The sequence below is a fragment of the Cohnella mopanensis genome (genome assembly GCF_022352055.1).
GTDB classification, from domain to species: domain Bacteria; phylum Bacillota; class Bacilli; order Paenibacillales; family Paenibacillaceae; genus Cohnella; species Cohnella mopanensis.
Genome location: NZ_JAKRWM010000009.1, coordinates 18,736 through 42,887 on the forward strand (window position 1 = coordinate 18,736; position 24,152 = coordinate 42,887).

The window sequence follows — 24,152 nt, forward strand, 5'->3', positions numbered from 1 at the left end:
TCACCTCTCCACAAAAACACAAAGAGCGGCAAAATATGCCGCCTCCAGTGTCCGTACTTATATTCAACCTAATAAACAATGTAACTTAAACATCCTCGCCAAATTCGGTATCGTCTTCATCATCCGAAGATAACGCGGCCGAGTTGGCTGCAGCAGCAGTTAACGAAGAGGAGAGAAGAGCTTCGCGGATCTGCTTCTCGATTTTATCGGAAACTTCCGGGTTGTCCTTCAAATATTGCTTCGCATTCTCGCGACCTTGGCCTAGTCGTTCATTATTGTAAGAGAACCAAGCTCCGCTCTTCTGGATAATGTCCTGCTCGGCACCGATGTCGATAATGCTACCAACCTTCGAAATCCCTTCGCCATACATAATATCGACATCCGCTTGCTTAAACGGCGGCGCTACTTTGTTCTTCACGACTTTGATCTTCGTACGGTTACCAACCACATCGTTGCCTTGTTTGATAGCCTCTACGCGACGAACGTCCAACCGAACACTCGCATAGAATTTCAAAGCGCGACCGCCCGGAGTCGTCTCCGGGTTACCGAACATAACGCCGATTTTCTCGCGGAGTTGGTTAATAAAGATAGCCAAACATTTCGACTTGCTGACGGCTCCGGAAAGCTTACGCATCGCTTGCGACATTAGGCGAGCTTGCAAGCCGACGAAGGAATCTCCCATATCGCCTTCGATTTCCGCTTTCGGTACGAGCGCCGCAACAGAGTCGACGACGATAATATCTACCGCGCCGCTCCGTACAAGAGCTTCGGCGATTTCTAATGCCTGTTCTCCCGTATCCGGCTGAGAAAGGAGCAACTCATCGATGTTCACGCCGAGATTTCTCGCATAAACAGGATCCAATGCGTGCTCCGCATCGATGAATGCGGCTGTTCCGCCAGCACGCTGAACTTCCGCTATCGCATGGAGAGAAACCGTCGTTTTACCTGATGATTCCGGTCCGTAAACTTCTATAATCCGCCCACGTGGGTATCCGCCTATTCCAAGAGCGATGTCCAACGCCAGCACTCCGCTGGATACTGTCTCAACAGCTAGATTTGCACTTTCGCCCAGTTTCATAACCGAGCCTTTACCGAATTGTTTCTCAATCTGGCGCAAGGCCATGTCTAATGCGGCGCGACGATCCGACAACACACCCACATCCTTATCTTTTGATAGTTTTATCATACCGTGTTTCCAACTGTTTGCCAAGCATTTTGAGAACATTTGTTCTATTTTATTTCGAAAAAAGAACCGCAGCAAAGTAATCTTCGCTACGGTTCTTCCGCAACTTTCATATAAAACTCTATCATAACTGCTATGAATTGACAAGCATCGACAATTTTTTGTCACAATTTGTGCTGTCTATTCCTTTTCCGTATCGCCATTATCCCCGTCACTCAGTTTCGGACTGCATAACAAGCTACCTCATTTTCTATCCAACGATAACCTCCGGTTAAAATGAATATCTCCCGACACACGATCGACTTTCCTGAATCAGCGGGATTATGGTGAAGCGCTTCTCTTCCTTAGCTAAAGGGATATTGGCGATAGAGATCAAACCAGCATATCCGTGCAAGCGTTCCCCGATCACTCTTCTGAGCCGAAGGGATAGTGGCAATAGCATATTCCATCGACACTCCTCTAAACTTCTGAGCCGAAGGGATAACGTCAAAAGAGGGCACAGTCTGCACGCGAACTCCCTTTCACCCAACTGAGCGAAAGGGATAGCGGCAATACCTGTGCCCTACCTACGAATACTTCATCAAGAAACTAGCTAACTTACCCACGTCCGGTTAATGACAGCCAGAGCAAGTAAAGCGCCCTTTTAGCCGCACGTAACCGAATCCCTTCCCTATCGCCCGACAGTTGCAGCTTCTCTACTCGCGTCTCGCGACCCCGTTCGGCTAAGCCTACATAAACGAGCCCTACAGGTTTATCCTCTGCAGCAGCAGGCCCAGCATTGCCAGTAATAGATACCGCGAAATCCGAATCCGCAACAGCGCGCATCCCTTCCGCCATAGCTGCTGCCGTCTCCGCGCTTATCGCCCCCGGAGCTCCTGGTCCTTCAAGCAACTCGACAGGTACACCTAATTGGCTCATCTTCATCTTGTTGCTGTAAGTGACGACGCCTCCTAGGAACACGACGGCGCTCCCCGGAATGGTCGTCACTAATTCGGATACCAATCCACCCGTGCAGCTCTCGGCCAAGGTTAACGTTCTTTGCTGCTCGGTCAACGTACGCACGATTGTAGCCTCGATCGGAACATCTTCCTCGGCATAGAGGTGCGCCAGCGTTCTACCGCGGATAGCTGTTAACGTGCCTTCAAGCTTCCTCGCCGCTTCTTCCGCATCCGAAGCCTTGGTCGAGACGCGAATCGCGACTTCCCCTTCCTTGGCATAAGGGGCTATCGTCGGGTCTTGCTGCTCGCGAATGAGGTCGATCAACAAGTCCTCCAGCCCCGATTCTCCGATGCCCGCAAATTTGAGCATAGCGGAATGAAGCGTCTTCGCCGGCCCAAGCTGATCTTTCAACCAAGTGGAGCCGTCATTGTCGAACATAGGCTTCATCTCGCGAGGCGGTCCAGGCAATAGCAAATAACAAGTGCCGTCAACGGCTAATGCATTCCCTACTGCAAGCCCCGTATCATTACGCAACGGTGCGGCTCCCTCTACCAATAGCGCTTGCCGGCGATTGCTTTCCACGAACGCGCCGCCTCGACCGGCAAACATGTTCACGATCTTGGCCATTGTAGGCTCGTGCAATTCAATTCCCCGGCCTAAATATTCAGCGAGCGCATCCCGTGTAAGGTCGTCAAGCGTTGGTCCTAGCCCGCCCGTAAACACGAGTAAATCCGCTCTCCCCCGAGCGATATCGATCGCTTGGATCAACCGTTCCTTGTTATCGCCCACAACAGTCTGATAATAAACATCAATGCCCAGCTCTGCCAAACCTCGCGACAGATACTGGGCGTTCGTGTTTACGATTTGACCGAGGAGCAGCTCCGTGCCGACAGCTAAAATCTCTGCTCTCATGCTATGTTCCGCACCTCGTCATGTCCGTCCTAAGCCGCCTTTAAGAAGCTTAGGTCGAAACCGGAATCAAATTTTTGTTTTTGACGAAATAATCTATGCCTGAATATACGGTAATCAGTACAGCCGCCCAGACGACAACCAAATCAATGCGCAGATCGATGAAGTTGAACGGGAAATTGTTCAGCAGCAATACGATAATCATCGTAATTTGAACCGCCGTTTTCCATTTGCCCCATTTGCTGGCGGCGAGAACAGCCCCCTCAAGCAGAGCGACCTGTCTCAGACCCGTAACAGCCCACTCCCGGCTAATGATCACGATCGCGACCCATGCGCCTAACTTCCCCATCTCAACCAATGCGATGAGCACCGCAGCCATAAGCAGCTTGTCCGCGAGCGGATCGAGAAGCTTTCCTAGATTGGTTACGATTTTCCGTTTACGCGCGATGTAACCATCTAACCCGTCCGTGCTTGCCGCAATAATAAAGAGTAGCAGCGCGCACACTTGATTGTAGGAAATGGAGTATTCGCCGATCGTGAGCGAGCCAAGGTCCAATCGGACCAACAAAAAAATCGTCACGATGGGTACTAAAAAAATTCTTGCAAGCGTGATCCGATTGGCGAGGTTCACGCAATTCCCTCCCCTGACAAATCATACTCGTAAGCATGGGTAATTCTTACCTTGCTCATTTCGCCGATTTGTACTGGACAATTGGTAATGTATACTTCTCCGTCAACTTCAGGAGCATCATACTGGCTTCTGCCGATATAGACGTCGCTGCGTCCGTCGTAACGCTCAACCAATACTTCGATCGTGCGTCCTACGTATTTAGCCGCATTCTCCTTAGCCACCTCGCGTTGGATTTCCATCAACGTATTGGCACGGAATTGCTTTACATCATCCGAGAGTTGATCCGGTAACCGATTCGCCGGCGTATCTTCCTCTTGGGAATAAGCGAACACGCCGAGACGATCGAACTTCATTTCGCGAACGAAGTCGCATAGCTTCTCGAAATCTTCCTCGGTTTCCCCCGGAAAGCCTACGATCATCGACGTGCGAAGCGCCACTTCCGGAATACGCGCGCGGATTTTGCCGACCAGTTCTCGAACGTCGCGCTGACGACCGGGACGGCGCATTTTCTTAAGAATAGAATCTTCGCTATGCTGAAGCGGCATGTCGATATAATTGCAAACCTTAGGATTGGTCGCGATAGCCTCGATCAACTCGTCCGTGAAAAATCCCGGATACGCGTAATGTAGGCGAACCCACTCGATCCCGGGAACTTCGCTCACCTTATTCAGCAAGTCTGGAAGCTTAAACCCTTCATACAGGTCCGTTCCGTAGTTAGTAGAATCCTGAGCGATTAGACTAATTTCCTTAACGCCTTGCTCCGATAATAGCTTCACTTCTGCAAGGATAGATTCGATCGAACGGCTGCGGAATTTCCCCCGCATGATCGGAATACTGCAGAACGTACAAGCATTATCGCAGCCTTCAGCGATTTTCACGTAAGCCGTATGACGCGGAGTCGTGAGTAACCTAGGCAAGTTTTCTTCATAGTTAAACACGGGATTGCCTACATATACCGGTTTACGGCCGCGAAGCGCCTCATCGATAATCTCATTGATTCGATGAAAATCGCCCGTACCGACGATACCGTCGATTTCCGGCATCTCGTCCATCAGTTCTTTTTTATATCGTTGGGTCAAACAGCCCGATACGATTAGCGCCTTCAGGCGCGCTGAATCTTTCAGCTCTGCTAAATTCAGAATCGTATTGACCGACTCTTCCTTAGCCGCATCGATAAACCCGCACGTATTTACGATAATAACAGTCGCATCCTCCGGCTTTTCAACCAAAGAAAACCCTCTTTGATGAATAAGACCCGACATAATCTCGGAATCGACTAAATTTTTCTCACAGCCAAGCGTGACGACACTGACTCTTTCTATCATGGATGCCTTCCCCCAAACGTTCGTCCGTTGTTATCCACAACAGTATAAACGAACCCCCTATACGTGTCAAAACCGCACCGCACTTAGCGATAGTTGATAAATTGCAGTTCAAGCTGTAAGTCCGCTCCTCTTAATAGAGCCATTACGCCTTGTAGATCATCTTTGCTCTTGCCCGTGATGCGCAGTTGATCTCCTTGAATTTGGCTTTTGACCTTAAGCTTGGAATCGCGAATCAGAATGTTCATTTTCTTCGCGTTCTCTTGATCGATGCCCTGCTTCAGTTTGATCTCTTGACGTACCGTCCCGCCCGAAGCCGGTTCGATTTTCCCGTAATCCAAATTTAGAATCGGTACGCCTCGTTTAATCAACTTGGATTGAAGAATGTCTAAGACGCTCTTCACCTTGAAATCGCTATCGGAAGCTAAGACAAGCTTCTCCCCTTCTAGCTCAATGTTGCTTTTACTGCCTTTGAAATCGAAGCGCGTTTCAATTTCCTTAAGCGCCTGTTGAACGGCGTTGTTCACTTCCTGCATATCCACTTTCGACACCACGTCAAAAGAATATTCCGATGCCATTAAGATCTCTTCCTTTCATCTATTGCCCATTATTCCCTATATTATAGCACGAGAGCCCCCCAGGATTAAAACAAAAAGCCCTCCGGGGAGGGCCAGCCACAAACTTTACTGTGCCGTATCGGACACAGGCGTGAAAATATATTTCGTTGATCCCGATGAATTCCCATCATCGAAGGTCGCGTCATCTACGTAAAAAGTGACATGATCTGTCCGTCCCACATTCACGTAGATAGGCATTGTCAAATCAAAGGACAAATTGAGCGCTTCTTTAGTCCCTTTGGAGTAACGCACTTTGCCTTTTCGGTCATTCTCCCGAACTTCGATCCAAGCTTCGCCCGTTACTTCGAGCTTAAGCTTATGGCCAGTTCCGGGTGAAACGTCGTAATAGTTAATGCTGTTCTTTTTCTCCTTGAACGTTAGCGTAACAGCGCTTATCGGAGGAGTAGGCGTTACAGTTTCCGAAGGCGAAATGCTCGGAGTTTCACTCGAAGAACTCGGAGTCGAAGTTTCCGTCGAGATCGGTGGAATGGAGTTGAGCTCCTGCGTATCAGGTTCCTTATTATTCGAGTAGTAAACATAAATGACTACGGCAATTAGTATAGGAAAGGCCCACATCAGCATAGAAACAGCTACTTTGCCCCAACGATCGTTATGTTGCACGCTTCTTCTGCTAGGTTTAATCATCGGCTCTGCCATGACTGTCTCCGCGGCAGGTAATTGCGGCAACTCTTTCTGATACAGTCGAAGTACTTCTTCCGCATCCAGCCCCACTGTCTCAGCATAGGTTTTCACGAATGCTCTAACGTAGAATGATCCGGGAAGCACTTTGTATTCGCCGCTCTCGATCGCTTCCAAATACCTCTTGCGGATCTTCGTATATTCTTGGATATCATCCAGCGTATAGCCCCGTTGCTCGCGTGCTTTGCGAAGCAGGGCGCCCAAATCGGACATGCCTTTCACCTCCCAATGTTCATGGTGTTGGCGGTATGTAGTTAGAAATCGTCGTTCAAGCCTGCTGTTGTGAAGCTTTCATAAGAAATCTCTTCATCCGGCGTATTGCGCAGTTCCACGATGCAATCGAACACATCGTAATCGAATTGGGATTCCCGCACGAAAATATCCGGATGCTCGATCACCTTCGTGGAAGGCATGGCCATAATTTCCTGAAGCAACGAGTAATGTTTCTCGTTCGAACGAATCGTACTGACAATACCATCAATAATAAAAACGTTATTCGGGTTCATTTCTTCTTCCGACAATTGGCTTCTTACCGTCTGGCGAAGGAGCGTGGAGGATACGAAAGCCCATCGTTTGTTAGAGCAGACGCTTCCCGCGATAATGGATTCCGTCTTCCCGACGCGCGGCATGCCGCGTAATCCAATCGTTTGATTCCCGTCACGCTTGAATAACTCGCCTAGAAAATCGACCAGAAGACCTAATTCATCGCGCGTGAAGCGGAATGTCTTATGATCGTCGGAATCACGCTCGATGTAACGGCCATGCCGTACCGCTAAAATATCCGTCAAACGGGGCGGACGCAGCGTATTGACCGTGATGTTCTCGACCTTGCGAAGCATCTTGCCGAGTAATTCAATCTTCTCGTCGTCATCGGTTTGAAGCAGCATTCCCCTGGTTCTATCTTCCACACCGTTGATCGTTAGAATGTTGACTTCCAGCATCCCAAGCAATGAAGCGATATCGCCAAGCAATCCGGGGCGATTTTTGTGGATCTTGTACTCCATATACCATTGTTTGGGTTCCATCGTACACCTCATTCAAATTTCGGAAAATAATAAATAATTTATAATTACCGTCGAGATAGACGATTTTTCCCGCATATTTTTCGATCTTCTCTTTTATTCTACAACGCTCATCATTATCCTGCAAAACAAAACCGATTATTACTCCAAAAGTCCTATAAAGTTTTATTTTGATGAAAAGAAAGCCTCCAAATGGAGGCTAATATTTCAAAGAGGGTGAAGCGATTAAAGCTAATATGTCCTCAACGATGTCTAACTATGCGATAAGGGCAACTGATCCAAGCTTAACGAGGTTACATATGCCAACCGCCATTTAGACCAAACGTCTGTCCCGTAATATAATGGGCGTCGTCCGAAACGAGAAATCGGACAAGCTGCGCCACCTCTTCGGCTCGTCCGAGACGTCCTGCGGGAATCTCCCGGCACAATTGTTCACGATCATCGCGATCAAGCGTCGACAACATGTCCGTGTCTATGGCGCCCGGACTGACGGCGTTTACCGTTATACCCGAAGAAGCCATCTCCTTGGCGACCGATTTCGTGAACGCGTTAAGCCCGCCTTTGGAAGCCGCGTAAGCGGCTTCCCCGGCTGCGCCGATCTCTCCCCATATGCTGGAGAGATGAACGAACCTTCCCCACCGTTTCCATCTCATTGCTGGGCCGAACGACTGGGTCAAATAAAATGCGCCTTTCAAATTCACGTTCATTAGATCATCCCAGAGGGTATCGTCCATATCATCGATCAGGCCATAGTGAGCCATTCCCGCGCAATGGACGACAATATCCGGAACCCATTGCAATCGATCCAACTGTTCCTTCAGATTCAACGTCGACGCTTTGGACCGCAGGTCGGCCTGCAGCGTGATCGCCTGCACGCCACTGCCTCTACATTCGTCGGCAACGCCCTCTGCAGCCTCCACCGCCGAATAATACTGGATGGCGACATCCACGCCATCCGCCGCCAACCGACGGGCTACCGCGGCACCGATGCCGCGGGAGGCGCCCGTCACAAGAGCTACGCGCTTCACGCCGGTCCGCTCCGCACGATCGAGATGGCCCGCCGATCCGGATTGGCGTGCTCCTTGATCCTCTCGTTGATTTCATCCAACGTCAGGCTCTCATATACTTCAACTACAGTGAACAAGTCTCCGCCCTTATGCCGATAACGCGTAAATTCGCTCGCGATCGATTCCGGACTGTTCATCATTCTCAGATAAGCCCCGATTTTTTTACGGCGCGTTCGTTCGAAAATTTCAGAGGAAATTCCGTTACTAGCCGCATCGTACAACGCTTGGCTAACCCTTGCGACCAATTCGTCGGGGTCTCTCGTTTCACCGCCGATGATCGAGAAAGAATAACCCGGCCCAGTATTGTATTCATGTCCGAAGCCGTCCGAGATCAGGTTGTCGTCGTACAATTGCTGATACAGCGTCGAGCTTGACCCGAGCAACGCCTCTAGCATCAGTTTGCTGGCTAGCTCCCGCCGAACGGCATCCTTCTCGTCCCCTGGCTCTTCTTTGAAGCCAAATAAGCATTTCGGCAATGAGACTGGAAGAAAAAGCTCTTTTTTACCTGTTTTAACCTGAATGGGTTCTTCTTCAAACAGACGTTTGATTTCTCCGCCCTCAGGGAACGATTTCTTCGCTTGATCCCGTTTTACCCGTTCCATCGTTTCTTGCGGATCTATTCCTCCGACGATAAACAACGTCATGTTGGTCGGGTGGTAGAACGTATTGTAGCAATCGTACAGCATTTCCTTCGTAATGGACCGGACGGAATCAGCCGTGCCCGCGATATCGATGTGGACCGGATGCTTCTCATACATCGCCTCGATTAGCCCGAAATAAACGCGCCAGTCCGGATTGTCCCGGTACATATCGATCTCCTGCACGATGATGCCCTTTTCCTTCTCCACGTTCTCGTCCGTAAAGTAAGGGTTCTGGACAAAATGAAGCAGCGTATCCAAGTTAGCTTCGATTTCTCCGGTTGCAGTAAATAAATACACCGTCCTGTCGAAGCTCGTATAGGCGTTTGCCGAGGCGCCTTGCGTAGCGAATTGGGAGAAAATATCGCCTTCCGGCTCCTCAAACATCTTATGTTCCAGAAAATGCGCGATACCATCTGGCACTTTGATCGTTTCCCCACCGGGAGGGGTGAAGTGGTTATCGATGGAGCCGTAACGCGTCGTGAAGGTGGCATAAGTTTTAGTAAAGCCCGGCTTAGGAAGGATAAATACCTCCAGGCCGTTGTCAAGCTTCTCCTGCCACAGCGTCTCCTGAAGCTTCGGATATGGTTTAGCCGTCATGTTCAGCCCTCCTCCTTCCGGTCACGCAAGAAGTAAATCGTGTCCAGCTCTACGCCTTGCGCGACAGCCGTTACGTTCTCCGGCGTTACCGCTTGAATCTCGGCGATAAAGCTTTCCCCCGTTCGCTCCACCCCGGATAACACGTTGCTGAAATCAAACGCGATTCGCTCGAACGCCGAATCTTGCAGTTCTCTCAGTTGGCCTACGATCATGGCCTGCGTACGGTGAAAATCCTCCATGGCGAAATCGCCCTTTTTCATTGCTTCGATCTGCTCTCTTATGATCGTGACCGCGCGTTCGTAGTTCGCAATCTCAACGCCTGATTGCAAGGTCAGGATGCCTTTGTGGCCGTCCAACCGGGAAGAAGCGTAATAGGCTAAGCTTGCTTTCTCACGAACGTTCACGAACAGCTTCGAATGGGGAAATCCGCCGAGCAGCCCATTATAGACGAGTAAAGACGCATATTTGTTACTACCGTAAGTCTCTCCTACTCGCAATCCCATGTTCAGCTTTCCTTGGCCAACATCCAGCTTCTCTACGATCGTCTGCACTTCCGCGCGGGCTTTCCGAAGCGTCGGAGCGGAATAAGATGAAGGTTGACCAGCCGGTAGCCTAAAAGACTTCTCGACTAACGATTGCACCTCTTCCAAGGAAGTGTCGCCGGAAACGTACAGGTCGAACGAAGCCTCTCGCAGCCATTGCTGATAGGCTTCGTACAGATTTTCTGCATTTAACTCCGTCAGTTGATCTTTGCGTCCCAACGCAAGCAACCGGAATGGCTCATCCTTGCACATCTCTTCCACGCAGCGTTCTGCAGCGTACCTGATTTTGTCGTTGATAATAGCGTCTATTCTTTTGCTGACCGTCGTTTTCTCCGCTTCCACGTATTTGTTGCGGAAATGTCCGTCTTCTAGCGCCGGAGCCGTAACCACTTCACCGAGAAAATGCAAAGCTTCTCCCAACAGAGATTCCGTAGCCGATACGAAACGGTCATTGATAATATCCAACCGGAACTGAACGATCTGGTGATCTCCCCGCTTATACAAATCAAATCCAAATCCCGCGCCATACAGATCATCCAATCTTTCGCGGAACGATAAAGTCTCAGGGTACGCTTGAGTTCCTCTCCTTAACACGAAAGGAGTAAGCGCAACCGATGTGACTCGATCTTCGGACAATGGGACTCCCGCATACAAAGATACGGCGAATGTTTTAAACCGTTTGGTCGGCAGCACGTGCAAACGTAGCCGTCCCCACACACCTCTCTGGAACTGTTCCGACATCCTCTCAAGCTCCTTTAGGTAAAATCGCTACTTAAAGCGTTCATCGTAAGCATTTCAGCCCCATTCTAACCGATTGGACGAACAGGAAGCAAATGTTGGAAAGCGAATACCCGTCCCGAAAACGCGACAACCAACCGCGACGCCATTGGCGCGTTGGTTGGTTGCACTGGCGACCATTCAAAACGATCTTATTTCAACGGCAGCCGGGCACGGCCAGGCACATTGATCGCACTATCTACAAAAAATGTGTTTGCCGATCGTCTTGTACTGCGGACGGGTCCATATCCATTTGGACGTAGCCGTCTCCGGATTGAAGTAGTAGAGACAGCCATCGCTTGGATCCCAGCCGCTCATCGCGTCTTTTACGGCTTTGACGGCCTTATCGTTGGGCGTCAACCAGATTTGGCCGTCCGCGACGGCCGTAAACGCGCCCGGTTGAAAAATAACCCCTGTCGCCGTATTCGGAAATTCCGACGACTTCACCCGGTTGATAATAACGGCGGCGACTGCGACTTGGCCTTCGTACGGTTCGCCGCGGGATTCCCCGTAAACGGCGTTAGCCATCATCTTCATATCCTTCTCCGTGAACCCAAGGTTATTGGATGCGGGTAACTTGTTATTGTTCCCGGTAGGCGTTTCGTTGCCCTGACCGCCTCCGCCGCCATTAGATGCTTGTGGTAGATCCTCGGCAGTCGGTCTCCAATCCTTAGTCGCATTCCATAGCTTCAGCTTTGTCTTTGCTCCGACGATGCCATCCGATTTCATCCCGAACTTCCACTGGAACCAAGTGACTGCGTTTTTCGTGCTGGCACCGAATTGGCCATCTACCTTGCCGTTGAAGTACCCGAGCGCCTTCAGGCGGCCTTGAAGCTCGTAGATGTCCTTCCCCGAAGAGCCCACCTTCAGAATGGCGTTGCTGAACGTTTCGCGGCTTTGGGTGGTGTGCTGTATCGTATAAAGCCCAAGCAAGCCAAATACGACGCATACGGTTAAAATCACTAGACGATAACTCACTTAAGGTCACGCCTTTCCTTTTCCATGTTGGTCTTCGACCGTTAGTATGAGAAAGGGCAAAGGCTCTTATACCCATTTTTGCATGCTTTCTGCTTACGAACCAAAAAACCCGCAGACCTCCATTGAGGCTGCGGGCTTTTCTTGTTCTATGTACATGGAACTCTATGAGGGAATGCGCTGCTGGTATTGCTCCATCGTCATGAGCACCTCGCGAGGCTTGCTGCCCTCGTAAGGCCCGACAATGCTTTTGGCTTCCATCGAATCGATCAGCCTTGCCGCGCGCGTGTAGCCTATGCGCATGCGCCGCTGGAGCAAGGAGACGGATGCTTGTTTCGCCTCCAGAACGATTTGCACCGCTTGGTCGAACAGCTCGTCCAATATTTCAGCGGGCTCATCGGTTACCGTATCGTCGATCTCCGGAACGAGATCTTCGTTATATTCCGCTTCCGCCTGACCGCGGCAATACCCGACGACCGCTTCTACCTCGCCATCGGACAAGAACGCGCCTTGAACGCGAATCGGCTTGGACGCGCCCATCGGCAGGAATAGCATGTCGCCTCGACCGAGCAATTTCTCGGCTCCGACCATATCGAGAATCGTCCGCGAATCGACTTGAGAGGATACGCCGAACGCGATCCGGCTTGGGATATTCGCTTTGATGACGCCGGTAATGACGTCTACCGACGGTCGTTGCGTGGCGATGATCAGATGGATACCGGATGCCCGCGCCATTTGCGCCAATCGGCAAATCGCATCCTCCACGTCCCCCGCCGCAACCATCATCAAGTCGGCGAGCTCGTCCACTATGACGACGATATATGGCAGAACGGCATCGGGGTTGTCTCCGCTCAGCATTAAAGCGTTATACCCTTCGATATTTCTAGTTCCCGATTTGGAGAATTTCTCGTACCTCTTCTCCATCTCCACGACGATTTTCTTAAGCGCCAACGATGCGCGTCTAGGATCGGTGACAACCGGCGCCAGCAAATGCGGGATCCCGTTATATACGTTAAGCTCGACCATCTTTGGGTCGATCATCAGAAACTTAACCTCATCCGGCTTCGCTTTGTATAGCAAGCTAGTAATAATTCCGTTAATACAAACGGATTTACCGGAGCCTGTTGCTCCCGCTACTAGCAAATGCGGCATTCTCGCCAGATTGCCGACGATCGGCTGACCGGAAATATCGCGGCCGAATGCAATCGTAAGCTTAGCCGTCGATTCTTGGAACGGTTGCGTTTCCAGCACTTCCCGTAACGTGACGACGCTTACTTCATTGTTCGGAACTTCGATCCCGATCGCCGCTTTACCCGGAATCGGTGCTTCCATTCGAATATCTTTGGCTGCTAATGCCAGCGCGATATCGTCCGTTAAGCTTACGATGCGGCTTACCTTCACCCCGACGTCCGGCTGCAGCTCATACCTGGTCACCGCCGGTCCTCGCGCCACGTCCAACACCTTCGCCCTAACGCCGAAGCTTTCCAGCGTAGCCTCCAGCTTCCGGGCCGTATTCATATAATCCGCAGGGTTGCCCGATTTACTTCCGCTAGGCGGCTTATCTAACAAATTTGCGCCAGGCAACCGGTAAGGCTTCTGGATTTTGCGAACCGGTTTCGGCGCCGGAGCGACGACCGCTTCCGACGATTCTCCTATTTTCAAATCAAGCTCTTCGTCGATGTCTTGTCCAAGATCCGCAGCATCAACGGGACCCGCGTTCGATACCGTAGGTTCATCCGTTGCGAGAGGCATAGCTTGCTGTTCCATCTCAGCTTCCTCGTCCCATTCATAGTCGGGGTAGCCTTGCGCCGTGAAATCCGTAAACCTTGGAGTTATCGGTTCACCTGCTATCGGTTCACCTGCTTCTTCTTCCTCGGCCTCCAACACCGCTTGCGGATGCATCTCAGGAGCTTCCTGCGGATGCTGCTCGTTCAAATGCTCGGCAGGAGCGCCTTGTTGAGTAACGGGCTTACTCGAATAGCTAATCGGTTCGTCATCGTCCCAATGCTCGTCCTGCGCCAAGTTGGGATCACGTTCCGGTTTGCCGTGGAACAGTTGGAAAAATAACGGAGTCTTCCTGGCACGCGGAACTAAAGCCGGCTCGTCCATTCCAACATCGTCAGGCAATGTCGGGATAGCCGCCTGAGGTGCCGCTCTTGTGCTTCTTCCGCTCCTGCCCGATCCGTTGACCGGAATCGCCTTTGCGGATAGAAGCTTCCTGCCGGATGCGAAACGCGCGGCGAGCAAGGGCATCACTCTGAGCAAGAACAAGCGAATGGAACGTCCGATTTCTACGTAAGAACGATTCGTAACTAACATGACTGCAATGGCAATCTCTATTAATAAGACGAATTTAGCCCCGTAATATCCGAATAGCCAATAGAGTACGGAATATTGCAGGGCACCGACGATTCCCCCACCGACGTCGGCATTGAACACCTTAATATTGTCGACAGGCGGCGACCGCCATAGCATTTCCTTGAGTTGGGCCATCGTCTGGTTAACGATGCTCGACGGAGTAACCGAATCCATCATTCCAAGGCTATTATCGATCGCAGCCATCGCGCTCCATAGCGTCACGACCAACGAGACGAGTACGAACCCGGAACGCCGGGCTGTCCAGCCTCTCGGCCAGCTGCGTTTAACCATCACATATAATCCTACCCAAACGCCGACCAGCGCAAGTAAATAATAATGCTTCCCTAGCAGAAAGCCGAACAGCTTGGAAAGAGACCTTCCGACCGCGGCTTCACCGGAGATGGCGATAACGGATAACGTAATAAGCACGATTCCGTAAACTTCGTATTTCAAGCTGGCTCCGAACGAAGCCCGCTTCTTTTTGCGCTTGGCCAAATTTGCCACCTCCCGGTTCAACATTATATCACAGTTGAAGGGAGGTTGGCAGGCTCTCGGGCACTACATTCCAAAGTCGGTAAGCTCTTGCACCGGACTAGGCTCAGTTGGCGGATAATAACAGACCGTTTGACCGGGGGCATATTCCGACAATAAGTAAACGTCGAGCGGAGCCGCGATCAATCGGACGATCTTCCCCATTCCAGGCGCGGTTGGGATCACTTGCATCGTGATGCCTTGAACCGTCACTTCGACGAACGGCCCCGGCTCTTCCTGTATCCCGTCTAACACTAGCTCGATAGGCAATGCCGTGTAGATCGTCACGTCTGAGCTCCTCCTTCCGTAGCGTTAGCTTTGCGCTCATTGATCCGGCGATTCAATTCCTTCAAGGCTTCCCCTAATCCCCCTACGGAATCGATCAATCCGTGTTTGACCGCATCCCCTCCAATGACTGTCGTACCTATGTCTCTCGTCAGCTCTCCCGTCTTAAACATCAATTGCTTGAATACATCCTCCGAAATGCGGGAGTGGCGCGTGACGAAACGGGTTACCCGCTCCTGCATTTTCTCCAAATAATCGAACGTTTGCGGTACCCCGATGACAAGTCCGTTCATTCGAATCGGATGTATGGTCATCGTGGCGGTTTCGGCGATTAGCGAGTAGTTCGCTGACACGGCGATCGGAACGCCTATGGAATGTCCGCCTCCTAACACGATCGTTACCGTCGGTTTCGTCAGAGAAGCGATCATCTCCGCGATCGCCAGCCCCGCCTCAACATCCCCTCCGACCGTATTGAGTACGATCAGGAGCCCTTCTACCTTGGCATTCTGCTCTGCGGCGACCAATTGCGGAATGACGTGCTCGTATTTGGTCGTTTTATTTTGCGGCGGAAGCATGAGATGCCCTTCGATCTGTCCAATGATCGTCAGACAGAAAATATTGCTCTCTCCCGAAGGAATAGAGGTTTGGCCAAGCTGAACGAGCGATTCCGTCGCAGCGGCTGACTTGCGTCCTTCGTCCGAAGGGGCGGGCTGTTCCGCCGTTTCCCCTGATTTCGTTTCTTCGGTCATGATGAGGCCTCCTTCGATGTACGGCATGACATAGTATGGGCGAATTACATAAAAAAAACCGTCTTCCTGCCGCATTTGCGGTGGAAAACGGTTTTAAGTGAGTGTGGGTCAGTCTTTCTATACTTCCATGATGATCGGCAAGATCATCGGTCTTCTTCTCGTTTGCTCGTATAAGAAACGGCCGAGCGCGTCTTTGACATTCGTCTTAAGCGACGCCCATTCGTTTACGTTCTCGTTCATCAGCTTATGCAGCGTGCTTGTCACGATGCGATTAGCTTCTTCCAACAGACCCTCGGATTCGCGAACGTACACGAAACCGCGAGAGATGATATCAGGACCGGACATGATCGTACCGTCTTGTTTGCTTAACGTAACGACGACAACCAGAATTCCGTCTTGGGACAACAGCTTGCGATCGCGAAGTACGATGTTTCCGACATCGCCGACTCCAAGTCCGTCAATAAGTACGTTGCCGGAAGGGATTTTGCCCGCTTTGCGTGCCGCGCCGTTCTGAATTTCGACCGTATCTCCGATATCGAGCAGGAAGATGTTTTCCTTCGGAATTCCTACCGATTCTCCTAGCAAGCCGTGATGACGAAGCATCCGATACTCGCCGTGGATCGGAATGAAATATTCCGGACGCATTAGGTTAAGCATGAGCTTAAGTTCCTCTTGGCTACCGTGACCGGATACGTGAACTCCCGACACCGAGCCTGGACCATAGATAACGCTTGCACCTAAACGCATTAATTCATCGACAGTACGTCCAACATAACGTTCGTTACCCGGAATCGGAGTTGCCGCGATAATAACGGTATCTCCCGGTAAAATGTCGACTTTCCGGTGAGTAGAACGCGCCATGCGGGTAAGAGCCGACATCGGCTCGCCTTGGCTGCCGGTTGACAGAATAACGACGCGATCCGCAGGAAGCTTGTTCACTTCTTCCGGTTCGATCAACATGCCTTCCGGAATGTTCAGATAGCCCAACTCGGAAGCAATGTTCACGACGTTGACCATGCTTCTGCCGATTACCGTCATTTTGCGGCGCGTTTCCGCGGCTGCGTTAATGACTTGCTGAATCCGATGCACGTTAGAAGCGAACGTAGCTACGACTACGCGTTGTTTTGCGCTGCGAAATAACGATTCGAACTCTCTGCCGATATTGCTCTCCGATGGCGTGTAACCCGCGCGTTCCGCGTTCGTGCTGTCCGATAGTAACGCTAACACGCCGCGGCTGCCGATTTCAGCCATCCGCTGCAAGTCCGCGAACTGGTCGTTGACCGGCGTATGGTCGAACTTGAAGTCCCCCGTATGCACGACAAGACCTTCAGGCGTTTCCAAACAAACACCTACGGAATCCGGAATACTGTGGTTCGTACGGAAGAAGCTAGCTTTAATCGTTCCGAAAGTCAGCTCCGAAGCCTCATTGATCAAATGCCGTTTCGTATCGCCTAGCAGTCCCGCTTCTTTTAATTTGTTTTCTACTAAGCCTAGCGTCAACTTCGTTCCGTAAATCGGAATATTAAGCTGTTTCAGAACGTACGGTAATCCTCCGATGTGGTCTTCGTGTCCATGCGTAAGCAGAATGGCCTTCACCTTGTCACGATTTTCCAACAAATAGGAAATATCCGGGATAACGACGTCGATTCCGAGCATCTCTTCTTCCGGGAATTTCAATCCAGCATCTACGACCACGATGTCGTTTCCATACTGGACGCAATACATGTTTTTGCCGATTTCGCCAACGCCACCGAGCGCGAATATCAGTAATTTATCTTGGTTGTTTTTCTTTGACACTCCTAGTACCTCCTAGATCCATTCGACGCTCCCGATCGATATGAAATTTTCAATTTGCTAAAATATTAGCCGCACCCAATCACTCTCAATCATTATACATGAAGCAATTCAGGAAATACAAGATCGACGATATTATCTTTCCCTGTCAAGTTAAACGGATTCGCTGTCGTTAAGATAAGAGCAAACCTATGTATCGAACGATCAGATGAACGGAAGTACGATGCACTTCAGCTCATCTGATCGCGCAAAAAACCGATGTCCGGAGGACATCGGTTTGCGCATGAGAAGCAACGGGCAGCCGACAAACTCCTATTTATAACTCGTTGAGTTTACGTAAGAAGGTCGCTTCCTCTTCGTTCACGTCCACCAAAGGAAGGCGTACTCCACCTACGGGTATGCCTCGCAACGAAAGTGAGTACTTTACGGCAACCGGGTTCGGTACAGGGTGCGGGCAATTAAACAACCCGTTGAAATAAGGATAACACTCTTCGTTGAGCTTTTTAGCATCATGGACACGGCCTTCGAGATAAGCGTCGATCAGTTGTTTCATTTTAGCTCCGACCACATGGCTTGCTACGCTAATAATTCCGTATCCGCCAATAGACAATGTCGGAAGCGTAACCGCGTCGTCCCCGCTGTATAGAATAAAGCCTTCAGGAGCGCCACTCACGATTTCCGTCATCTGACTTAACGATGCACATTCTTTCGTCGCGACGATGTTCGGAATTTGGGCCAACCGCAGCGTGGTTTCCACGGACATGCTTACTACTGTCCGCGATGGGACGTTATACAAAATAACAGGCAAGGTCGTTGCTTCCGCAATGGTACGGAAATGCTGGTAGATTCCCTCTTGCGTCGGTCTGTTGTAGTAAGGAGCTACAAGCAGAATGCCATCAACGCCTGCTTGTTCGGCTTTTTTGGTCAATTGAACGGAATGGGCGGTTTCGTTGCTGCCCGTTCCGGCAATAATTTTACAGCGACCGGCAGCATGCTTTACCGCAAAACGAAACAATTCAACTTTTTCCTCATCTGACAGCGTTGGTGATTCGCCGGTTGTCCCGGAGACCACTAAGCTTTCGGATTTCTGCTCGTCGATCAGATAATCGATCAATCTCCCCGTTGTTTCCCAATCGATATTCAGCTGTTCGTCGAACGGAGTTACCATTGCTGTAATTAAACGACCGAAACTCATTACTATGTCCTCCTCTATATTCCTAAGCAAGATGTAACCCGAAAGCCGTATGCAACGCTTGCAGTGCTTTCGCTAAATCTTCTTCGGATATTAGCACCCATATGGTAGTATTGGAATCCGCGGATTGCAGAATCGGAATACCGGAATCCGACAAGGCCTCCACGATAATAGCCATGACTCCGGGTTCTCCGTTCATCCCGCCTCCGATGACGGACACTTTGGCGCATCCTTCGCGCACATGCGGTTCGAATCCTAATTCGTGAAGCAAATGAATCGCTTTGTGCGTATCGTTCTCGGATACCGTATAATGAACGCCCGTGGGCATGACGTTGATAAAATCGACGCTGATCCCATGCGACGCCATCGCACGAAAAACCTTCAGTTGCAAGTCAGCGGGACCGTTGTGATTCACAACGCCTAATTGCGTAACATGCCTAACGTGAGCAAGCCCCGTGACCGTCCTGTCGTGCCATATGCCCTGATTGCGCAAAGCTTGCGCGTGCGTGACTAACGTTCCTTCGCTGTCAGAAAACGTAGAGCGGACACGAACCGGTATTCCAGCCTTCATCGCGATTTCAACAGCTCTAGGATGGATGACTTTTGCCCCGTTCTGTGCCATATTGCATATCTCTTCATAACTGACGGAAGACAACGGGCGCGCATTGCTTACCCAACGCGGATCTGCGGTCAGTATCCCATCAACGTCGGTATAAATATCGACAACTTTTGCACTCAAAGCTGCGCCTAGAGCAGTCGCTGAAGTATCGCTGCCTCCGCGTCCTAAAGTCGTAATCTCACCTTCCGAAGTCATCCCTTGAAACCCCGTGACGATAACAACCAAACCCTCAGATAGATGTTTGTGTATCCGTTCCGTCTTGATCTCCGTAATACGAGCCGATCCGAAACGGTCATCCGTCAATATGCCGGCCTGTCCTCCCGTTAACGTAACGGAAGGGATCCCTTCGGTGTTCAATAAACTACATAACACCGAGGCGGATATGAGCTCCCCGCAGCTGAGCAGAAGATCTCTCTCCCTTGCTGGCAACGAGTTTCCATTGAGTTGAACGAGATGGAGCAGCGAGTCCGTTGCATACGGCTCACCGCTTCGTCCCATTGCGGATACGACTATGACAAGGCTGTTGCCGGCTTCATGCTCCCGTATAATATGACGGAGGACGTGGCGCCGACTTTGGTCATCGGACAGCGACGTCCCACCGAACTTCTGTACAATCAGGTCCATCTCGTTTTCCTCCGCTCTTATTAGGATGGAGAAGTGAAGGAAAGAAAAGATAGGAATTCTGCCGCATTGTCTATTAGGTTATGCTTGCTGAGGGATCGCGATGTATTCGGCGATTTGTACCGCATTCCAAGCCGCGCCCTTAAGCAGATTGTCGGAGACGATCCACAGGTTCAGGCCGCGAGGGTTAGACAGATCGCGCCGCACCCGACCTACGAATACTTCGTTGTTGCCGGCAGCATCCGTTGCGAGCGGATACTGTTGTCCTGACGGATCGTCGACAAGCACGATCCCCGGGGAGTCGGACAGCAACGACTTGACTTCCTCGACATCGAAATCCTTCTTTAGTTCTACGTATACGGATTCGGAATGTCCATACACGACCGGTACCCGAACGCAAGTTGCGGTTACTTGGAGAGATTCGTCGTCCATGATTTTTTTAGTCTCTCGAATCATTTTCATCTCTTCTAAAGTAAAGCCGTTATCCTGAAATTTATCGATTTGAGGAATAACGTTAAATGCGATTTGGTGTTTCACCGGTAAGGAAGATACCGGAAGAATTGCGGGATTGGCGTCGTTGCCTGCCAATACCTCCGAAGATTGTCTTAACATTTCCGTTACCGCGGAAGCACCGGCACCGGAGACGGCTTGGTACGTCGATACGATAATTCGAGAGATGCCGTAGCGATCGTAAATCGGTTTAAGCGCCGCAACCATTTGAATAGTAGAGCAATTAGGGTTTGCAATAATACCTTTGTGCTCGTTAATTTTGTCCATGTTCACTTCCGGTACGATAAGAGGCGTTTCCGGATCCATTCGGTAGGCGTTCGTATTATCGATACATACGGCCCCGTGTTCAACCGCATGCGGGATAAGAGCCTTACTAACGTCTCCGCCGGCGCTGAACAATGCGAGATCTACGCCGCGAAAGCTCTCCGGCGTAGCTTCTTCGACCGTTACCGGTTTTCCCTTGAACATAATCGTTGATCCCGCGGAACGGGCTGACGATAACAGCTTCAAGCTAGCGATCGGGAAGTTCCGTACTTCAAGCAATCTGCGAATTTGTTCCCCAACTGCACCGGTCGCTCCCACGACAGCGACATGAAACAACTGTTGCGACGACATTTCGTGTTTACTCCCCTCGGCTGTGGCAAGGCTATCTCAAGCGTGTAAGAAACGCTCTATGAGCAAAGGTTGTAACTGTTTCCCTTGAAGCGCTGCTTCGCAAGTTTCCATGACAAGATCCATCCTAGCTACTAACGAATTCGGCTTTGCAATCGGATTGTCCTGTCCGAACGGAACGAAGTATATATTTTTCATAATAAGCAGCTTGGCAATGTTAGCCGCATTCAATCCCAAGCCATCGTTAGTAGAAATCGCCAGAACTAGCGGGCGTTGGTTTCTCATTTGCGCTTTTGCCGCCATTAACACTGGCCCATCCGTCATGGCATTAGCCAATTTACTTGTGGTATTACCGGTGCAAGGCGCAATCGTTAATACATCTAGCAACTTGGAAGGACCAAGCGGTTCGGCGTCTACTATAGAAGATATAATTTCATTGCCGGTAATGGCACGCAAACTTTCTTGCCAGTGGTTCGACGTTCCGAAACGGGTATCAGTAGTCATAATTGTTGTTGAAACGATAGGTACCACATTCGCGCCCGCATCTACAAAACGCTGAATTTGCGGCAAAATTTCTTCTAATGTGCAGTGAGAACCGGATAAAGCGTATCCTACTGTGATTCCCTGCCAACTCATGGTCTATTCCCCCGTAATCGGTTGTCTTCCAGAATGATCTGGGTCAGACAATTCGCGATGATTCGGCCTGCGGTCTTCGGGGCTACGATCCCAGGCAATCCGGGAGCAAGCAGCGCCTTGATTCCTCTTTTCTCGGCGAAACGGAAATCCGTTCCTCCAGGCTTAGAGGCCAGGTCGATAATACATGCGCGCAGGGGAAGTTGTGCGATCACTTGTGCTGTGATTATCATAGTCGGAATTGTGTTAAAAATCAAGTCGATATTCCCCACCTGACGCGCTAATTCAGGCATATAGAACGGTTCGAAACCCATCTCGAACGCACGTGCAAAAGCCTCGTCTTTACGTACTCCGACTTTAACGTGCGCACCTATCGCCTTCAAAGTTCGAGCCATCGTATACCCCGTTCTTCCGAGGCCGAGAACGATGCAATTCGAATCATGAATCGTAATATCGGTATTCTGTATCGCCATCATCAATGCGCCTTCCGCAGTCGGAATCGAATTGTAGATCGCCACATCATCTCGTTCGAAAAGCTCGATAAGGTCTACGTGATATTTTTCGCATAGCTTTGCAAGGTATGGTTTTGCCATGCCCGTAATGACTTTGCTGGTTTTAGGGAGCGCTGCAAGATGGGCATCCGTCAATTTTAAAACCTGATCCGTGAATAATGTCGCTATGATTCCCTCATCATCCGTTCCAACCGCAGGCAAAATCAAAGCATCGGCCTGAGTAAGAACGTCCGGAGACCACTCCGCTTTAACGACTCCGCTAAAAGGCGTTTCCAGCCTATCGAAACCTACGATCGTAATCGCGGCATCCAGCTCCGTTAACCGCCGAATCACTTCCAACTGCCGGGCATCTCCACCCGCGAGAACGATTTGTACTCCCGTAAGTATTGCAGCCCCCTCCTTTCGGCTTTCTTGCATAGCACATCGTATGCATACGCCCAGTCCAGGGTGCCGATCAATCGATTTGAAATACTATCGCCTTCAGCGGCTTATCCCCTATTCATTTTCCCTTATCCCGTTCGCTCAGTGGCATATGTAGCTTTTGAACCCACCGTCTCTCTTTTGCTGCAACCACTATCCCTCTCGCTCAGCCACCCTTGAACAATAGCATTGCATTGTAATGCGCCTCATTTTCTCGTTGCACTACTATCCCATTGACTCAGCCACCCTTGAACAATAGCATTGAATACATCTCATTTTCTCGTTGCACCACTATCCCATTGACTCAGCCGGTTCAACACTGTTCTTCATTATTTTTTCTATTTTATAGAAATTTTTCTTTAAAAACGAACATATGTTTGGTATAATGAAACAAGAACAAATGTTCTTTTTTATGGGGGGGGGGGTACTATGGAACCGACTGAGATGACTGCATTTTGTCTAACAAAATCTAGCGAGCCCTACTGGATTCAAAAACTCCTCGAGATTCGCTGGCCAACCGGTTTTTGCTGCCCGGCTTGTGGAAGCCGGCAAGCGATTACGATTACGACTCGCCGATTGCCTCTTTATGAATGCAACTCTTGCGGAAAACAAACCTCCCTTATATCCGGTACGATCATGGAAAGAAGCCGGACTCCCATCAGGCTGTGGATGCTGGCAATTTATCTGCATTCGTTGCCCAAAGGGATTACCGCCCTACGTTTAGCCGCTCTTATTGGAACGACTTATAAGACTGCTTGGCTGATTTGCCACAAAATTCGTCATGCTATGGCCATTGCTGAACAAGATGAACTGTTAAAAGGAATCGTGCGCATTAACTTTGCTCAATACGGTCGCCCTTACAACCCTACGGTATTCAGACATCCGCAGGAACAACCTCTTCTCATCGGAGCGACCATGAACGGTAACGGCGAATTCACCCATATCAAAATCAAACAAGCCGTTGAGGAATGCTCTTATCCCCAATTTACTTGTCCTTTGAATAAACATCCTTTTATTCACAAGCACGTCGATCCCAATGCAACAGAAGTGATTGCCATAACCCTTAAATATAGTAAAGACAGAAACAGGCATCTTCTCCAGATCAGCTCTTGTGCTTCCGGATGGATTAATTCCACTTTTAAAGGGATTGGAGCTAAGCACCTTCAAGCATACTTAGATCAATATTGCTATGGATACAATATGACTCGCAAAATTACCGATCGAGCGTTGGACCCATTCTCCCATCTTATTCATCTGTGTTCCTCAACCTCTGCTACAACTTACCCGGAGTTAATTCGCAAACCGAACATCCAGCCTAAGTTAAGAGTACAATATGCATACCACTTAAGGTCTGCCAGTTAACGTAAAAATCATTTCATTCGCATGCCTTTTCAT

The 24,152-nt window shown here is 50.2% G+C and carries 21 protein-coding genes; 1 reads left to right on the forward strand and 20 read right to left on the reverse strand.

The genetic code is table 11. The annotated features are described in order from the left end of the window. Nucleotides 1-85: 85 nt before the first annotated feature. The 20 genes from recA to dpsA all read right to left on the reverse strand — a co-directional run bounded on the left by recA (nt 86) and on the right by dpsA (nt 22,724). Entirely contained in the window at nt 86-1,150 is a 1,065-nt protein-coding gene (recA, locus tag L3D05_RS14610; protein ID WP_305037448.1) for a recombinase RecA, read from the reverse strand. 630 nt (nt 1,151-1,780) lie between these two features. Next, nucleotides 1,781-3,034: a competence/damage-inducible protein A gene (locus L3D05_RS14615; protein ID WP_239616927.1), complete on the reverse strand. Its 1,254-nt coding sequence runs from the start codon at nt 3,032-3,034 to the stop codon at nt 1,781-1,783. 49 nt (nt 3,035-3,083) lie between these two features. Then, on the reverse strand, nt 3,084-3,662 hold the full coding sequence (gene pgsA, locus L3D05_RS14620; RefSeq protein ID WP_239616929.1) for a CDP-diacylglycerol--glycerol-3-phosphate 3-phosphatidyltransferase: 579 nt from the start codon (nt 3,660-3,662) through the stop codon (nt 3,084-3,086). Next, complete coding sequence (gene rimO / locus L3D05_RS14625; RefSeq protein WP_239616930.1) at nt 3,659-4,987, reverse strand: 30S ribosomal protein S12 methylthiotransferase RimO; 1,329 nt, start codon at nt 4,985-4,987, stop codon at nt 3,659-3,661. Before rimO ends, pgsA begins: the two co-directional genes overlap by 4 nt. 83 nt (nt 4,988-5,070) lie before the next feature. After that, entirely contained in the window at nt 5,071-5,562 is a 492-nt protein-coding gene (locus L3D05_RS14630; RefSeq protein WP_239616932.1) for a YajQ family cyclic di-GMP-binding protein, read from the reverse strand. A gap of 105 nt (nt 5,563-5,667) precedes the next feature. Further along, nucleotides 5,668-6,513 (reverse strand): helix-turn-helix domain-containing protein, encoded by an 846-nt coding sequence (locus tag L3D05_RS14635; protein WP_239616934.1) that lies wholly within the window; start codon nt 6,511-6,513, stop codon nt 5,668-5,670. 41 nt (nt 6,514-6,554) lie between these two features. Further along, nucleotides 6,555-7,325 (reverse strand): DUF3388 domain-containing protein, encoded by a 771-nt coding sequence (locus L3D05_RS14640; RefSeq protein WP_239616935.1) that lies wholly within the window; start codon nt 7,323-7,325, stop codon nt 6,555-6,557. A gap of 290 nt (nt 7,326-7,615) precedes the next feature. Beyond that, nucleotides 7,616-8,350: an elongation factor P 5-aminopentanone reductase gene (gene ymfI / locus L3D05_RS14645; protein ID WP_239616936.1), complete on the reverse strand. Its 735-nt coding sequence runs from the start codon at nt 8,348-8,350 to the stop codon at nt 7,616-7,618. Next, a complete protein-coding gene (yfmH, locus tag L3D05_RS14650) occupies nt 8,347-9,627 on the reverse strand; it encodes an EF-P 5-aminopentanol modification-associated protein YfmH (protein WP_239616938.1) in 1,281 nt (426 codons plus the stop codon). The genes ymfI and yfmH overlap by 4 nt, the downstream gene beginning before the upstream one ends. 2 nt (nt 9,628-9,629) lie before the next feature. Beyond that, on the reverse strand, nt 9,630-10,910 hold the full coding sequence (gene yfmF / locus L3D05_RS14655; protein ID WP_239616939.1) for an EF-P 5-aminopentanol modification-associated protein YfmF: 1,281 nt from the start codon (nt 10,908-10,910) through the stop codon (nt 9,630-9,632). Nucleotides 10,911-11,141: 231 nt separating this feature from the next. Beyond that, nucleotides 11,142-11,924 carry a spore cortex-lytic enzyme gene (gene sleB / locus L3D05_RS14660; protein WP_239616941.1) on the reverse strand — a complete coding sequence of 261 codons (783 nt, stop codon included), beginning with the start codon at nt 11,922-11,924 and terminating at the stop codon, nt 11,142-11,144. Between the two features lie 162 nt (nt 11,925-12,086). After that, a complete protein-coding gene (locus L3D05_RS14665) occupies nt 12,087-14,774 on the reverse strand; it encodes an FtsK/SpoIIIE family DNA translocase (RefSeq protein WP_239616943.1) in 2,688 nt (895 codons plus the stop codon). Between the two features lie 63 nt (nt 14,775-14,837). Next, nucleotides 14,838-15,098 carry a YlzJ-like family protein gene (locus L3D05_RS14670; RefSeq protein WP_239616944.1) on the reverse strand — a complete coding sequence of 87 codons (261 nt, stop codon included), beginning with the start codon at nt 15,096-15,098 and terminating at the stop codon, nt 14,838-14,840. Beyond that, nucleotides 15,095-15,844, reverse strand: coding sequence for a ClpP family protease (locus L3D05_RS14675; RefSeq protein ID WP_239616946.1), 750 nt, complete (start codon nt 15,842-15,844; stop codon nt 15,095-15,097). The genes L3D05_RS14670 and L3D05_RS14675 overlap by 4 nt, the downstream gene beginning before the upstream one ends. A gap of 117 nt (nt 15,845-15,961) precedes the next feature. Beyond that, nucleotides 15,962-17,641, reverse strand: coding sequence for a ribonuclease J (locus tag L3D05_RS14680; protein WP_239616947.1), 1,680 nt, complete (start codon nt 17,639-17,641; stop codon nt 15,962-15,964). Between the two features lie 313 nt (nt 17,642-17,954). Next, nucleotides 17,955-18,833 carry a 4-hydroxy-tetrahydrodipicolinate synthase gene (dapA, locus tag L3D05_RS14685; protein WP_239616949.1) on the reverse strand — a complete coding sequence of 293 codons (879 nt, stop codon included), beginning with the start codon at nt 18,831-18,833 and terminating at the stop codon, nt 17,955-17,957. 22 nt (nt 18,834-18,855) lie between these two features. Then, nucleotides 18,856-20,073, reverse strand: a complete 1,218-nt coding sequence (gene dapG / locus L3D05_RS14690; RefSeq protein ID WP_239616951.1) for an aspartate kinase — start codon at nt 20,071-20,073, stop codon at nt 18,856-18,858. Nucleotides 20,074-20,151: 78 nt separating this feature from the next. Then, entirely contained in the window at nt 20,152-21,195 is a 1,044-nt protein-coding gene (locus L3D05_RS14695; protein ID WP_239616953.1) for an aspartate-semialdehyde dehydrogenase, read from the reverse strand. A 36-nt stretch (nt 21,196-21,231) separates the two neighbouring features. Further along, nucleotides 21,232-21,828 carry a dipicolinate synthase subunit B gene (locus L3D05_RS14700; RefSeq protein WP_239616955.1) on the reverse strand — a complete coding sequence of 199 codons (597 nt, stop codon included), beginning with the start codon at nt 21,826-21,828 and terminating at the stop codon, nt 21,232-21,234. Continuing rightward, complete coding sequence (gene dpsA / locus L3D05_RS14705) at nt 21,825-22,724, reverse strand: dipicolinate synthase subunit DpsA (RefSeq protein WP_239617290.1); 900 nt, start codon at nt 22,722-22,724, stop codon at nt 21,825-21,827. The genes L3D05_RS14700 and dpsA overlap by 4 nt, the downstream gene beginning before the upstream one ends. Nucleotides 22,725-23,186: 462 nt before the next feature. Between dpsA and L3D05_RS14710 the strand changes: the two genes are divergently transcribed. After that, nucleotides 23,187-24,119 (forward strand): transposase, encoded by a 933-nt coding sequence (locus L3D05_RS14710; RefSeq protein WP_239616957.1) that lies wholly within the window; start codon nt 23,187-23,189, stop codon nt 24,117-24,119. Nucleotides 24,120-24,152 lie beyond the last annotated feature (33 nt).

Coding starts and splice junctions, on each gene's coding strand:
- L3D05_RS14630 (WP_239616932.1), bottom strand. CDS start 5,562: ATGGCATCGGAATATTCTTTTGACGTGGTGTCGAAAGTGGATATGCAG.
- L3D05_RS14700 (WP_239616955.1), bottom strand. CDS start 21,828: ATGAGTTGGCAGGGAATCACAGTAGGATACGCTTTATCCGGTTCTCAC.
- L3D05_RS14640 (WP_239616935.1), bottom strand. CDS start 7,325: ATGGAACCCAAACAATGGTATATGGAGTACAAGATCCACAAAAATCGC.
- L3D05_RS14695 (WP_239616953.1), bottom strand. CDS start 21,195: ATGTCGTCGCAACAGTTGTTTCATGTCGCTGTCGTGGGAGCGACCGGT.
- L3D05_RS14615 (WP_239616927.1), bottom strand. CDS start 3,034: ATGAGAGCAGAGATTTTAGCTGTCGGCACGGAGCTGCTCCTCGGTCAA.
- yfmH (WP_239616938.1), bottom strand. CDS start 9,627: ATGACGGCTAAACCATATCCGAAGCTTCAGGAGACGCTGTGGCAGGAG.
- L3D05_RS14635 (WP_239616934.1), bottom strand. CDS start 6,513: ATGTCCGATTTGGGCGCCCTGCTTCGCAAAGCACGCGAGCAACGGGGC.
- dapG (WP_239616951.1), bottom strand. CDS start 20,073: ATGGACCTGATTGTACAGAAGTTCGGTGGGACGTCGCTGTCCGATGAC.
- yfmF (WP_239616939.1), bottom strand. CDS start 10,910: ATGTCGGAACAGTTCCAGAGAGGTGTGTGGGGACGGCTACGTTTGCAC.
- L3D05_RS14710 (WP_239616957.1), top strand. CDS start 23,187: ATGGAACCGACTGAGATGACTGCATTTTGTCTAACAAAATCTAGCGAG.
- dapA (WP_239616949.1), bottom strand. CDS start 18,833: ATGAGTTTCGGTCGTTTAATTACAGCAATGGTAACTCCGTTCGACGAA.
- L3D05_RS14675 (WP_239616946.1), bottom strand. CDS start 15,844: ATGACCGAAGAAACGAAATCAGGGGAAACGGCGGAACAGCCCGCCCCT.
- rimO (WP_239616930.1), bottom strand. CDS start 4,987: ATGATAGAAAGAGTCAGTGTCGTCACGCTTGGCTGTGAGAAAAATTTA.